The organism is Propionivibrio soli, from assembly GCF_025770765.1.
Classification (GTDB): domain Bacteria; phylum Pseudomonadota; class Gammaproteobacteria; order Burkholderiales; family Rhodocyclaceae; genus Propionivibrio; species Propionivibrio soli.
In genome coordinates, this window is record NZ_JANZKY010000007.1 from 83,042 (window position 1) to 96,070 (window position 13,029).

16 protein-coding genes are annotated in these 13,029 nt (G+C 62.1%); 11 read left to right on the forward strand and 5 right to left on the reverse strand.

Annotated elements, in window-relative coordinates; all coding sequences use genetic code 11:
• Positions 1 to 34: 34 nt before the first annotated feature.
• Together NZ453_RS09715 and NZ453_RS09720 are read left to right on the forward strand one after the other, a co-directional pair.
• Positions 35 to 1,288 (forward strand): SPFH domain-containing protein, encoded by a 1,254-nt coding sequence (locus NZ453_RS09715; protein ID WP_263770350.1) that lies wholly within the window; start codon positions 35 to 37, stop codon positions 1,286 to 1,288.
• Complete coding sequence (locus NZ453_RS09720) at positions 1,285 to 2,724, forward strand: SH3 domain-containing protein (RefSeq protein WP_263770351.1); 1,440 nt, start codon at positions 1,285 to 1,287, stop codon at positions 2,722 to 2,724. Before NZ453_RS09715 ends, NZ453_RS09720 begins: the two co-directional genes overlap by 4 nt.
• A gap of 136 nt (positions 2,725 to 2,860) precedes the next feature.
• On the opposite strand, the gene NZ453_RS09725 is transcribed toward NZ453_RS09720, so the two are convergent.
• A complete protein-coding gene (locus NZ453_RS09725) occupies positions 2,861 to 3,211 on the reverse strand; it encodes a 4a-hydroxytetrahydrobiopterin dehydratase (RefSeq protein ID WP_263770352.1) in 351 nt (116 codons plus the stop codon).
• Between the two features lie 309 nt (positions 3,212 to 3,520).
• On the opposite strand from NZ453_RS09725, the gene NZ453_RS09730 reads away from it, so the two are divergent.
• Positions 3,521 to 3,970 (forward strand): hypothetical protein, encoded by a 450-nt coding sequence (locus NZ453_RS09730; protein ID WP_263770353.1) that lies wholly within the window; start codon positions 3,521 to 3,523, stop codon positions 3,968 to 3,970.
• Between the two features lie 106 nt (positions 3,971 to 4,076).
• Here NZ453_RS09730 and NZ453_RS09735 read toward each other — a convergent pair whose 3' ends face one another.
• A complete protein-coding gene (locus NZ453_RS09735; protein WP_263770354.1) occupies positions 4,077 to 4,454 on the reverse strand; it encodes an EF-hand domain-containing protein in 378 nt (125 codons plus the stop codon).
• 134 nt (positions 4,455 to 4,588) lie between these two features.
• On the opposite strand from NZ453_RS09735, the gene NZ453_RS09740 reads away from it, so the two are divergent.
• The gene (locus tag NZ453_RS09740; protein ID WP_263770355.1) at positions 4,589 to 4,825 is read left to right on the forward strand and encodes a hypothetical protein; all 237 of its coding nucleotides are present in this window, start codon (positions 4,589 to 4,591) and stop codon (positions 4,823 to 4,825) included.
• 196 nt (positions 4,826 to 5,021) lie between these two features.
• Here NZ453_RS09740 and NZ453_RS09745 read toward each other — a convergent pair whose 3' ends face one another.
• Complete coding sequence (locus tag NZ453_RS09745) at positions 5,022 to 5,648, reverse strand: MlaC/ttg2D family ABC transporter substrate-binding protein (protein ID WP_263770356.1); 627 nt, start codon at positions 5,646 to 5,648, stop codon at positions 5,022 to 5,024.
• A gap of 377 nt (positions 5,649 to 6,025) precedes the next feature.
• On the opposite strand from NZ453_RS09745, the gene NZ453_RS09750 reads away from it, so the two are divergent.
• A complete protein-coding gene (locus tag NZ453_RS09750) occupies positions 6,026 to 6,358 on the forward strand; it encodes a BON domain-containing protein (protein ID WP_263770357.1) in 333 nt (110 codons plus the stop codon).
• Between the two features lie 258 nt (positions 6,359 to 6,616).
• Here the strand turns inward: NZ453_RS09750 and NZ453_RS09755 are convergent, their stop codons facing one another.
• The gene (locus NZ453_RS09755) at positions 6,617 to 8,038 is read right to left on the reverse strand and encodes a mercuric reductase (RefSeq protein ID WP_263770358.1); all 1,422 of its coding nucleotides are present in this window, start codon (positions 8,036 to 8,038) and stop codon (positions 6,617 to 6,619) included.
• Positions 8,039 to 8,195: 157 nt separating this feature from the next.
• On the opposite strand from NZ453_RS09755, the gene NZ453_RS09760 reads away from it, so the two are divergent.
• From NZ453_RS09760 to NZ453_RS09785, 6 genes are all read left to right on the forward strand, one after another.
• The gene (locus NZ453_RS09760; protein ID WP_263770359.1) at positions 8,196 to 8,579 is read left to right on the forward strand and encodes a ChaB family protein; all 384 of its coding nucleotides are present in this window, start codon (positions 8,196 to 8,198) and stop codon (positions 8,577 to 8,579) included.
• A gap of 247 nt (positions 8,580 to 8,826) precedes the next feature.
• Positions 8,827 to 9,264 carry a CBS domain-containing protein gene (locus NZ453_RS09765; RefSeq protein WP_263770360.1) on the forward strand — a complete coding sequence of 146 codons (438 nt, stop codon included), beginning with the start codon at positions 8,827 to 8,829 and terminating at the stop codon, positions 9,262 to 9,264.
• A gap of 712 nt (positions 9,265 to 9,976) precedes the next feature.
• Positions 9,977 to 10,294, forward strand: a complete 318-nt coding sequence (locus tag NZ453_RS09770) for a hypothetical protein (protein ID WP_263770361.1) — start codon at positions 9,977 to 9,979, stop codon at positions 10,292 to 10,294.
• Positions 10,295 to 10,750: 456 nt separating this feature from the next.
• Positions 10,751 to 11,176, forward strand: a complete 426-nt coding sequence (locus NZ453_RS09775; protein ID WP_263770362.1) for an OsmC family peroxiredoxin — start codon at positions 10,751 to 10,753, stop codon at positions 11,174 to 11,176.
• A gap of 423 nt (positions 11,177 to 11,599) precedes the next feature.
• Complete coding sequence (locus tag NZ453_RS09780; protein WP_263770363.1) at positions 11,600 to 11,860, forward strand: hypothetical protein; 261 nt, start codon at positions 11,600 to 11,602, stop codon at positions 11,858 to 11,860.
• A 65-nt stretch (positions 11,861 to 11,925) separates the two neighbouring features.
• Positions 11,926 to 12,264, forward strand: coding sequence for a YgdI/YgdR family lipoprotein (locus tag NZ453_RS09785; RefSeq protein ID WP_263770364.1), 339 nt, complete (start codon positions 11,926 to 11,928; stop codon positions 12,262 to 12,264).
• A 62-nt stretch (positions 12,265 to 12,326) separates the two neighbouring features.
• Here the strand turns inward: NZ453_RS09785 and NZ453_RS09790 are convergent, their stop codons facing one another.
• Positions 12,327 to 12,824, reverse strand: a complete 498-nt coding sequence (locus NZ453_RS09790; protein ID WP_263770365.1) for a hypothetical protein — start codon at positions 12,822 to 12,824, stop codon at positions 12,327 to 12,329.
• Positions 12,825 to 13,029: the final 205 nt, after the last annotated feature.

Sequence of the window (13,029 nt, forward strand, 5' to 3'; positions counted from 1 at the left end):
CGAACGAAGATCGACAGACAACAAGGAGAACATCATGTCGGAACGTGTCAGGATCATTGTCGAAAACGTACGCAAGGCTTTTGGCGCAGCGGGTGGCTGCGCACAACGGTCGCGCGGCAGCTTGATTGCTCTGGGAATTCTGGCAGTCGGTGGCTATGCGCTCTACGCCAACCCGCCGATGCAGGGCGTAAGCCGCGGCGAAGTCGCGGTGCGCCTGAACCAGATCACCGGTGGCACGAAAGAATTCCAGGAAGGCGCGGTTGTCGTTGTGCCCGGGCTGCACAGCCTGCGCCGCTTCTCGTTGCGGGACCAGATCTATCGTCCCGAGGGGAGCGATCGTGCGGATGGACCGGCGCCTTTTCAGACGGTCGAGGGGCTTTCGATCGGGCTCGACGTCTCGATCCGGTATGCGCTCGACCCGGCGCAAATCGCCACGGTGGCCCGTGCGCTGCCGGACGATATCGGCGGCCAGGTCGTGCAGCCGGCGGTGCAGGGCGTGCTGTACAAGACGCTATCACGGTACACCGTACGCGAGGTGTTCTCGACCAAGCGTCAGGAAATAAAAGAGAGCGTCGAGAGCGAACTCAAGCCCCTCCTGGCACGTGACGGCATCCGGCTGCAAGCCGTCCTGATCGGCAAGATCGACCTGCCGCGCGACTACAAGGCCGGCATGGAGAAGTTACTGGCCGAGGAACTCGCAAGCGAAAAGATGCGCTACACGCTCGAACTCAAAGAGAAGCAGGTGAAGCAGACCGACCTCGAAGCGCAGGCCGATAAAGTGCGCCGCGAGAAGGCCGCCGAGGCGGCTGCCGAGGAGCAGATCATTGCCGCCAAGGCGCAGGCCGAGGCAATGAAGCACGTGCTGCCGTTCAAGCAGAAACAGATCGAGCAGCGCGGCCTGGAGGCCGAGGCGGAGAAGATCGCGCGCATCAAGAATGCCGAGGCATCAGCGCAGGCGCGCCAGATCGAGGCCGCCGGTGAAGCCGAGTCGCGGCGCAAGCTCGCCGACGCCGAAGCGTACCGGCAAGACCGCATCGGCAAGATCGCCAGCGAACAGCTGGCGCGCGACGGCGCCCTGATCCAGAAGAATCCGCTGCTGATCCAGAAGACGATGGCCGACAAGCTCTCGGACAAGATCTCGGTGATCATCGCTCCCACTCCGGCAGACGGCGGCTTCATCGGCTCCGCGCTGCTCGGTGCCGCCAAGACCGGCGGGCGCACCGCACCGGTTCCCGCTGCGCAGAATGTGGAAGAAAACGTAGAGAACGCCGAGGAGAATGGGCAATGATGCTCGCTACGGCACTCACGATTATCGCCATCGTCACTCAGGATCAAAGCGCATTGCGTGCGGCGCCGCGCGAGACCGCTGCACAGCAGGCGGTACTCTGGCAAGGCGACCGCCTTGAGATACGAGCCGAAAAGGGCGACTACCTGCAGGTGTACGACCATCGCCGGGAACGCGCCGGTTACGTCCGGACCACGCAGGTCCGCGTGCAGTCGATCAAGCCCGAGGCGGCGCCCGAGCTGCTGTCCATTGTGCGCTTCCTGAAGGACGCGCCAGGCTCGGAAGCGCTGGGCATAGGCTATGCAAGCGCCTACCTGATGGCCGTGCCGCCGGGACAACTCGACCCAGCGGCCATCGATGCCTTGGGCACGATGGCCGAACGCCTGGCCCGCCGCGCCTCGATGCCGCGCTCGTCGAAGGCGACGGCGGAAGCCGTGGCAGCGCATCTCGAAGTCGCGGCCGAGTACGGTGTCGGCATGACGAACGTCGAGCGCGAGGACCAGATGCAGCTCTGCTACGACGGCGAAGCCTTCAAGCGCGTTCTCGCCCTGCCGGCGACCGATGTGCAGAAGGCCGACGCGGCGCTTGCGCTGACCCGGCACGATTGCGTGCCGCCATCCCTGACGCCGGTTGAGCGCTTTGCGTTCGACAATTGGCGTGCCGAGCTGCTCGATCGCGTATCGATGGGCAACCTGCCGGAAGTGAAGAAGAACCGCATGCATCTACGCAAAGCGGGTGTTTGGGCGAGCCTCGCCTTTCAACTTGCGCGGCGGCCGGAATCGGGCGCTGCCGCGATGCAGGCCGCCGCGGGCCGGTCACTCGAGGAGTTGGCGGCCGTCAACAAGAGTGAGCTCATGGAAAGCGACGCCTGGGCGTACAGCGAGGCGGCGATCCGCGTCGGCGCATCGCGTTGGGCGGCGGTTCCCGCAATTCCTACCGCCCCGGTCAAGAATCCGGGGCGCGTGTCCGTGGTAGCGACCCCGGGACAGGCGGGCGAAACATGCATCCACCTCATCGATGCGAAGCATGGTGCCGACAAGCCGTTGGTGAGTCGTTGCACCTACGCCATCGTGTGGACCGCGTCGGTGACCGCCAACCGCGACGGTACCGCCTTGGCACTCGCCGTGCAGCCGCTCGATACGTGGCGCGAGATGTGGGTATTCAAGCAAGGCCCGGACGGCTGGAGCGTGGACATTGTGCCGCCGGGCTTCGATGTTCCAAATCTGGGTTACGTCGAGTTCGCCGGTTGGGTGCCCGGAAACTCACATGTCCTGGCCGCCCGCGAAGTCAAGGCCGAGGGGCGTTTCCGCCTTAGTTTCGAAACCTTGCGGTTCGCCGATCTCGGCGTCGACAAACAGGCCGATAAGCCGGGAAACCTCAGCCTCTTCTACCGTTGGCAGGATCCTGTGTGGAAAGCGCAGACGGTCAGCTTGCGTTGAGCACATGGCGGCGTCCGATGGCAAGCGAGCCGGCGGAGAGAACGCCGTTTGCCTCAGGCAAGCGAGCCTGAGCGGAAACGGGCCGCCGCCGGCAGCACGCGGCGACGGCACTGAGTTGGCGGCCCGTGGGGCCGTGTCAGTCGTCGTCGTCAGGAAACAGCGCGTCGGCCTTCGCGGCGCATATGAAGTCGTTTTCCGACAAACCGCCGATCGCGTGCGTCGAATAGCGCACCCGGCAAGTCCGGTAACCGACTTCAAGGTCGGGATGGTGATCTTCCTGATGTGAGACCCAGGCGATTGCGTTCACGAAAGCGATGGTTTCGTAGTAGTTGCTGAAGGAGTAGGTTTTGTGTAGCACGTTGTCCGCAACCTCCCAGCCAACGAGGTCTTTCATCAAGCGCTCGATTTCCGGCAGGGCGAGCGGTGGAACACCGCCCTCGCACGGCAGGCAGCGTTTCTCACTCAGTGGAGCAGGTGCTGTGTCCATCGTTGTCTCCTTGCGAGTTCGGTTAGGGGAAAAAGGGGCGAGGTTTGGCGTGTTTGGGAGGGGCGCCAGAGGAAAGAGGGGCCGTATAGCCATAGGGCGTTCGACATGACGCGGACCGGGCCGTTCCGTGAGCGGTAAGGACATGACGAAGCGGGAGCAGAGTGGTCAGCGGCGGCGAACGAAAGTCCGCGACAAGTTTCAAATTCCGTACCGCCGCTTCCCGGTCGCCACCGCGATAGCCAAACGTAGCGCATCGTAAGGAAGAGGTAAGCCGCACCAAGCAATCTGCAAGCGCAACGAGGTCGATTCATGGATGAAAATCGAGCGCACGGCCATGAAGCCGCTGATTCGAGTGACGCCGAAGCCGCGGGAGGACGAGCTGGCTCGGCGAAGGACACCAGTCAGCGGCCGCACGACGCATCCGACGAGGCACCGAACTCCCAGGAATCGCTGTGGCACCTCTTGTACCGCTTCCTCTGGCCTTTTCAATATTTTCGCGATGCGGGCCGGGGGGATCGTTTGCAGCAGCAGGCGAACTATCGGCACAACCGGGGGATGCGTTTCTGCCTGCCGGGATTCATCCTCAAATGGTCGGCGCTTTCGGCGCACTGGTTCGCCTGGGGCGCTTTCTTCGATAGCACCCTGAGTTTCACGTTGCTCGTCGCGGGTTGTTTCGTCGCCGCCACGATGGCGCTGATCATGGCCTTGATCCTCGGTATCGACTGGCTGTGGCTCGGCCGCTTTTCCGATCGCTTCTGATCTCGCGCGCAAGACTACCTGCCAAGAAGGAATGGGACAGCGGCCCGCACAACGGCGCGAAAGTTCCGCGCCTCGCAAGACGGCGTCGGTTCGTTCGCTTTCCTTACTACTTCTTGGCCTTGTAGATCGACCATGCTTTGCGGAATTGGCTGCGCGTGAGCTTCCCCGTTCCACGTGTATCGACGGCGGCAAACGCCGTGTCGAACCCGAGTAGATCTTGCGTGTCGTCGATGGTCACGTAACCGCGTCCGCCTTTATCAAGTTCGGCGAAGACTTTGTCGGCGTCGTCAACGGCGCTGGGAGCGACCTCCGGTTTGACGATCTCCGGTGGCGTCGTCGGACCTCCGGGCGAGACGGCATTTGCGCCGGCGGGTGGGTTGGCGGATTGCGCCGCTGCTTCTTCGTTGAGGCCGATCATACCGCCCAGGAACCCGAGCGCCAGCAAGAGAGTGCCGGGGCGACAGCTGCGCCCCGCACTCGGCATGACGTTCTCTTCCGGATCGCGGTTGAGCGAAGCTAGGGCGGATGACAGGGGACGATTACCACCGTCCGCCCGCCTATCCGTCCACTGAACCGGTTGCACGGCAGGCCCGCAGGCCGGCAGCCTATGAGCCACTCTTGGCTGGCTCACTCGAGGTGGAGCCCGACGGCGGAGCGGCCGAGTCCGTCGCCGATGGTGCGCTCGTGCCTCCGGATGGCATCGAAGAGTCGCTTGCGGCCGGCGGCGTGCTGCCCGACGGCGTACTCGAATCGGAAGCGCTACCCGGAGCCGGGGTGGCGGGCGGAATGCCCGCGGCCGGCGGCGCGCTTTCCAACGTCCGATCCGGGCTGGCCGGCGCGGCCGCCTGGGTTTGATCGGAAGAGCGTGACGCTACCGGAGATTGTTCGTCGCGACTGCAGGCGACGACGAGCAGCGGAATAGCCAGGGTGGCCAGAAGAGCCGATTTGCTTTTCATTGCTGATACTCCTTTCGTCTGAGGGAAAACAAGACGGGGAGGTGAGAACTTGCCGTGGACGGCTTGCCGAACTTCCTCGTCCTTGAAACCCGCCGTTAGGCGGCGGGAGCCGATGAATCGAGCTTGCGGTTTTTTTCCTGCATGGCCTTGAGCAGGCCTTCGATACCGCCCTTCTCGATTTCGTTGGCGAAACTGCTGCGGTAATTCGTGACCAGGCTGACGTTGGCAATCGTGACGTCGAACACCTTCCACCCCGCATCGCCCTTGCTCAGGCTGTAGTCAAGCGGGATGGGTCGCGCGCCCGGCTTGTTGATCTGGCTGCGTACGGTCACTTCGTTGCCATCCGCCGGTTTGGCGGGCGGTTTGAAAGCCACGGTCTGGTCCCGGTAGGCGGTAAGCGAATTGGCATAAGTGCGCACGAGAAGCTGGCGAAACTCGTCCGTCAGTGCCTTGCGTTGTTCAGCACTTGCCTCCTGCCATTTGCGGCCTACGGCGAGGCCCGTCATCCGTTCGAAGTCGAAATGCGGCGCGACCTTCGTTTCGATCAGCGACATTGCCTTCTGGACGTTGCCGGACTGTATTCCCTTGTCTTCCCGCAGAATCGTCATTACTTCTTCGGTGACGCCTTTTACCAGTGCGTCGGGGTCCGAGGTCTGCGCGCGTACCGGGGCGGTTGCCAGGAAAAAAATGGGCAGCAACCAAGTTATGCATCTTCGCAGCATCGTTTTCTCCTATCGGTGATTGTTTCATTCTTGATTTATCCGCCGCCCCAACGCAGCGGATGTCGGGCAGATGTGGATTGGCTGTAGTTGCTTGCTGAACGGCGGTTGCCTGCTCGACACCTTTTATGGGCAAATGCCGTGCGCGCGCACCGATGGCAGCCTGTTGAGCAACTCCGCTTCCGACCGAGTTTTCCAACAAAAAGGGTTGTCGTTTCAATTACTTGAAGTCGCGCGCACGATGTTTGCCCGGCGCTGTGCGCCTACGGGCACAACCGGCTGTCATGCCCTTGCGCTAACGACAATGGGGTGAGAGCGGACAGCCAAATCCTGCCCAATTCAACATCAACGAAACGGGTATTTGCCGAAAGGAGTCATCAATGAAAATGACGAAAACTCTCATCGCTACGAGTTGCCTGGTCCTCGCCGCGACCCTGTCGCCGGTTACCGTGAATGCCGCTGACGCCGGCGATGCGGGACAGCGCGCCAAAACCTTCGTTAAGGATTCGGCGATCACCACCAAGGTGAAGGCAAAGCTAGCGGCGGAGAAGCCGAGCAGTCTGGCGACAGTGAATGTCGATACCGATGCCAGCGGCGTTGTGACACTGAGCGGGACGTTGAAGACAAAGGAAGAGGCGGACAAGGCGGTCTCCATTGCGCACGCGACCGAAGGCGTGAAGTCGGTTACCAACAACATCAAGGTCTCGCCCTGAGTCTTAATCTCCGAGTCGCTGGCTGACAACACTCGGCCGCATTCCACACGATGGCTCCCGAGGGGGCCATCGATGGTGAGGGATGCAATTCGGCGCTTGCGAATCCTGCGGTTTCCCACCTCGCACGGCGCGACGGTCGTTTGAGGCTTCTCCTTAGCGTTAGGCAAACTGGCGCATCAAACGCAACCGCCTACTATCATCGACCGGACGGCGCATGCCGCGTCTGGCATCCGCGCCCCTTTCTGCTGCATACCGCAATTACTTGGCCGCCGAGATAGCGCTCTGCAACGCCTCGGCAAGGGTCGGGTGGATGTGGATGGCGTCTGTCATGATCTTTGCAGGCACTTTCGCGTTCATGAGGACGACATAGGCGTGGACGAGTTCGGATGCCTCGAAGCAGAGCAACGCGGCGCCCCGCAGCTTGTCGCTGTCCGCATCGATTATCACCTTGATCAGTCCTTCCGTTTCTCCCAACTCGCGAGCCTTGCCGTTGTTGCGGAGTTCGAAGCAGCCGACCTTGACGTCGAGCCCACTGGCGCGCGCCTCGCTCTCCGTTATGCCGACGCGAGCGAGTTCGGGGTCAGTAAAAACAGCATAAGGGACGATGCGATCGAGCGTATGCAAACGATCGCCGAGCATCTGCGATTCGACGATGCGGTAATCGTCCCAGGACGTATGGGTGAACATCGGGCCGCCGCGGATATCGCCGACAGCCCAGACGCCAGGGACGGACGTCGCCAGCCGCTCGTCCACGCGTATGAAGCCCGCTTTGTCCTGCTCAACGCCGAGCGTTTCAAGCCCCAGGCTGTCGGTATTCGGTATCCGCCCGCTGGCGACGAATACGTGCGACACCTCGATTTCGTGTTGAGCAGAAGAGCCTTCGCCGTTTCGTTCGGTCTCCAGCGTCGCGGCGATGCCGCCATTGCGCTGCCGTAGCGCGGAGACTTTTGTCTTGAGGTGAAAGTGAATTCCCTCGGCGGCGAGCAGTTCCTGCAGCTTGCTGGCGATCTCCGGGTCTTCGCGTTCGGCAATCTGTCCGACGGCCTGCACCACGGTCACCGAACTGCCCATGCGTCGATAGAACTGAGCCATTTCGAGTCCGATGTATCCGCCACCAATGACGAGCAAATGGGCGGGCAAGTCTTCGCGATCAACCCAGTTTTCGCTGCACAACGGATTGACGTCGGCCAAGCCTTCGATCGACGGTATCGAACTGCGTGTTCCGGTATCGAGGATGACATCGCGCGTGCGGATCTCGACATCTTCGGCTGTTCCGGCGCGGCGTTCGATGAGAACGCGGAGATGGTCGCCGTCACGTCCGAGCAGGCGGGCGTGGCCGCGATAGAGTTCGATGTTCGCTTCTCCCGACAGCGTGTGTTCGAGGGATACGCGTGAAGAACCGGCGATTTCCCGCGCGCGCTGCAACACTCGCGGAAAATCAACGCGCACGTCGCCGACGCTCACGCCATAGCTCGCGGCGCGGCGCGCGACCTGTGTGACGCGGGCGGAGGCGATTGCCGCTTTGGTCGGCGTGCACCCAAAGTTGACGCACGATCCGCCCATGTCCTTCTGTTCGGCCAGTGCCACGCGGCGTCCCGCTCGCGCTAGTGCCAGTGCCAGGGGGATTCCCGCCTGCCCACCGCCGACAACAACGGCGTCATAAATCGGATTCGTCGTCATTTTCTTCCTCCTTGGTTGGTCAAAACGTTCGGCAGCGGAACGGAAACTGCCGGTGAAAAGCGTCGGCGGCTACGGCCTGTCAGAAAAACGATAGCTACACGAGCTTCGGCTCAAAGTCGCCCGATTCGTTCATGCAAGCATCCGAAAAGGAGACACCATGCCCAACAGAATGCCGGGAACGCTGAAACGTTCGCCCACCAAGGCGCAGAAGACATACGCCAAAACGCTTGAGAACGCGGAGCGCGAATACGGGAGCGGTGAACGCGCGTCACGAACCGCCTATGCGGCGCTCAAGCATACCTTCGAGAAAGTGGGGGACCACTGGGAACCGAAAGATAAGCCGGGTCCCTCTGATCCCCGTGCACGCCAATCCGCACACGGCGGTCGGCGCACGGACCAAGGGGAGAGCTTCGGTGGCGTCGACGTGGAGGGCCATACGCGGCAAGAACTCCTGGATCGAGCGAGAGCGCACGGCATCGACGTCAACACCCGAATGATGAAGGCCGAGATCGCCCGCCGGCTTGCGCGCAAGCAGGGTTGAGACGCGGGATGATGAAGTCATTTTCGGCATGCGACGGGGCTTTCCGCCGTGAAACTTCAGATCGTTCGGGGGACAGTAAATTTTTCAAGGCCTGGTAATTCGTACAAGCGCTTTTAAGGACGGCTAATCGCCGGGCTGAAGAAGGGAGCGCGGGCACCGTTTTCGTCGATTCGACGCGCCACGCTTCGGGAATGGGCCTTGCAGCGAGAAGCAGGCACGTTCCATGTTGCAAAGAAAGGAGAGATGTATGCAAGTCAGCAAAGCAATGAGCCGCGACGTTCGCATCGCGAGTCCCGACCAAAGCCTGTGCGACGTAGCGCGCATCATGGCGGATTGCGATGTCGGCTCCGTGCCGGTTGGAGAAGGAGACCGCCTCGTCGGCATGATTACCGACCGCGATATCGCCGTACGGGCCGTTGCCCTAGGAAAATCCCCGGAGACCAAAGTGCGCGAAGTGATGACTTCCGACATCAAGTATTGCTTCGAAGACGAGGAAATTTCCCACGTCGTGCAGAACATCGGCGATTTTCAGCTACATCGGCTGCCGGTTCTGAATCGCGAGAAGCGTCTGGTCGGAATCCTCGCACTCGCCGATATTGCCGCGACCGAGGGACCACGAGCGGCCGGTGAAGCGGTTTCCGGGATTCTCTCGGGAGCGCATCAAGGCAGTTCGGCTCGTCACTGATCGTCTTCAAGTACGAGCCCTCACGGCGCCCGTAATGTCGGGTCTGGATAGACCGGGCACGGCGGGCGCCTTCGTTCGTCTGGTTGTCGAGTTCGCGAAGCAGTGTTCAAGAGAAGAATGGATCGATGCGGGTAGAAATGTGGGTAGAAACGCGGGCAGGGGCGGGCAGGGGCGGGCAGGGGTTCTACTGAATGCGGAAAAGACTCCAAAGAAGTTCGAATTGCTCCGCGCAGCGGAGCGAGAAAGGCTGGAAGGAGTCATGAACGGTGATAGCGAGAGCGCCGTCCGGAGGCGATGAGGTTCCTCCGGACAGAGGCCCACGAACTACGCAGGCACAGGCGTCGGGAAAACGCAAGATCGGATTCGCCGAAGCGGGCAGTGCTTCACGAAGCGGGCAGTGCTTCACCCGTGGCTGGATCTCTTGCTCCCAAAGACGCCGTTGGCGCTCTCACCCCATACATGGCAAGCGGCGTACCGCATCATGCATTCAACGAGCGGCACGCATCCCCGCGCGTTCTTTTGCCGGCCGGCGCGATACCGGAACGCCTATTGCCGAGCAGAAATGTGAAACGGCGGAGTGAAAAACGCCTGAGCCATGCCGAAAGAATAACGTTGGAATGGCCGAGGTACGCGCCGAGTGTGTCAGCCGCTCTGAAGCAATGGGCTGGCGGTTGAGTCAGACGCCGTAGGGTACGGATTCAATGGAGATGTCATGCAACGCTATACGGAGCGCCGGACGCCGCCAGCATCGCCTCACACCGTCTATGAGGATATGCGCACGGGTGCCGCCGTGGGGGTCCTTGCCGGTTTTACTCTGGCCTGGGTGGCGGAAGGGTCGCTGTTGCTGTTTCAGTTCTTGGTTGTGGTCGGCGCAGGCATCGGCGCAATTGGCGGGCTCATGCTGTGGATAGGGTCGCTGGCTCAGCCCGAGGAGAAAATTATCCCGCCACGAAGCGGCCAAAGACGCGGGCGAATCCGCGATACCGACGAATATCAGCCAGTTGAACGGCGACGCCAGGAACGTGTGTGAGAGCAAAGGCGTTGAATCCCTCGCAGGAGTCAAAGAAGGAACAGTAGGGAGTTCCGAGGCTGAATGGGGAATCACTCTGTGAAAATGGCTTCTGAGAATTGAGTGGGGTTCTGAGACTTAATCCAGGTGATTTAGCTCTGGCGCGGTCTTCCGGCCTGAGAGACCGCCAAGCACGCGCCTCTGTTAGGCACCGCCTTTGCCAAGACAAGGCCGAGCTTGATGAACGTTGAAGCGTGAAGGACGTTTCCCGGCCCCGTGTTTCGTGCCTTCAATCCGCGTTTGCGGGCCCGTTCGATTCCCAAGGTTTGCCTCGCTGTATTGAATCGAGAGTTGCGATTCAAATCGACGCGCCATTCGGGATGTCGCGTTCGGAGGACACGAGAACGAGTGCGCGCACGGCGAGGAATTAAGGGAAGGGCGTCGTCGTTTCCATTCTTGAGCATTGGAGGTATCGGCATGAAACGTACAGCATGGGCGGCCTGGGCCGGCCGCCTCAAAGATGGCATCGGTAGTATCTCGACCGAAAGCGGTGTGTTGAGCAACACGCGTTACGGCTATGGCTCGCGCTTCGGCAACTCGGTCGGGACGAATCCGGAGGAGTTGGTCGGTGCGGCGTTGGCGGGGTGCTTTTCGATGGCGCTGGTGTCCCAGCTGGAAGAGAGCGGATTGAGACCGGAGAGCATGCGCACAGAGGCGACCGTGACGATGGAGCAGGGCCCGGGTGGTTACTCGATACCGGCGATTCACCTCAGTACGGTCGCCAAAGTCCCCGGAGCGACACGCCAAGGCTTCGAGGCGGCCGCCGCCCAAGCCCAGGCCGGGTGCCCGGTTTCGAAACTGGTCAAGGCCCGAGTTACGCTCGCAGCGAAGCTCGAAGACTGACTCGCTTAAGTTGTTGCGAGCGGATGCCGACGTCCGTTCGTGGCCAAGGGGTGCGGCCGTGGTGGGAGGGAAGCCGTGCCTTCGTTGTTTTTCCCGTCATTCCAGGGCGCCAAGATCGTGTGCCGAAGACGTTTCGTGTTCGGCTGGCCGACTTACGCTCTCCTGAAGATTCCCAGCGGAAATTGCTCGTTGCCCGAACCAGCCAAGGCGAATTCGTCTAGGGGACGGATGGCCACTCGTGTGGCGGTGACGCTGCACCCGACCTGCTTGTCCCGCTGCTATCCACCGGTCATGGCACGGCGTTTGCCCTCCGGCCGGTGAACCGGGTTGAAAGGGTTATCCAGAGAATCGCAACCGGCTGAGAGCCGACCGTCCTAACCCACCGGCAAGTTCATCAGCAGAACGGAGCGAAGGAGGTTCGGTATGCGAATCGACGATGCGGCGTTACAAGCAGTTCTGATCACGGCATTGCTTCTTCTGGTGCTCGGCGGGTGCCAACGGCATGACGCCCCGGCGCCAAAAAGCGCGGCGATCACGAGGCAGGGTGCGGTCGTCAGCGGCGAGACGCGGGAATCGCCTCGCACGCCGCAGCAGAACGCTCGGGCGAAGGCGGATGCCGCGCAACGCGAAGGAGCGCCCGATCGAGCACCGCTGCGGCGCAGCCCGCGGCTTGTATCGGCCTGATCCCCGGTCGCATGTCGGATATGACAAAAGGTGGGCCAACCGCCTTTAACCAAAGAGGTGACGGAATGGACAAACATTTATTAAGACCGGCGTGGCGGCGTCCCGCGCGCGTGATCGCGACAAGAGACATGGGAAACGACGGGCTGACCATTGAGCTTCGCTGGCGCGCGGCGTGTCTCGCCTCCGTACTGGTCTGCGCCGTGGTCCTTCTGGCCGGCTGTGGCGGCGATTACTACCAGGTCACCGATGCGGCGGGCGGGAAGACCTACTACACCCGCTCCATCGATCACGAGGATGGCAGTGTGCGCTTCAAGGACGAAGCAAGCGGCGATGAGGTGATTCTGAATAGCTCGGAAGTACGTGAAGTGACGTCTCAACAGTACCGCCACGCGGTGGGAGACTGAACGATGAACCGCGCCGAAGAAAAAAACCGTTTGTCCCTCGGTTGCCTCGAACAAGGACGCACTCACGGCAAAGGTCTGGCGCGGACCGCGGCGGTCTGTTGCCTCGTTGTCGGAACCGCTTGTCTGCCGGCGCTGGCGGCCGGGCCGATTGAATTAGCCCAATCATCAGGCTCCTCCGGCGCCACGACAGCCTCGCCACCGACATCCACCATGCCGCCGGCGACCACGGCTACTCCGCCAGGTACGACGAACATCCCGCCGGCGACGACGGCGACACCTCCGGGAACCACCAACATTCCGCCAGCAACCACAGCGACACCGCCCGGAACGGCGAACTCGCCCACGACCTCAGTGCCGCCCAATACGAGTGGAATTCCTCCGGCAAGTGCAACTCCCCCGGGGGCGCGTTCCATCCCGCCGGTCACGACGTCGCCGTCGACCCGCAGTAACCGGCGGAGTGAGGGAGGTACGAGAGGCACGAGAGATACGACAACGGTTCCCTCGCTGCCCGAGCCGCCCGTCTCGCCTTCGGTTCCCGCTACCCCACCGACGCTTCCCATGCCGCCGGATAGTTCGCAACCGGTGTCGCCGGCCGCTCCTTCGGGAACAGGGACTTCGCTGGGGCCGTCGTCGTTCGCGCCACGGTATGCCCCGGACCGCCATGCGACTTGACGGATTTGAATGCCTCTGGTGTGCCAGCGACGCTGGCGGCGGCCCTGGAGACACGCCAACCGAAAGACCAAGGCGCCGCGCGGTGACGGCGCC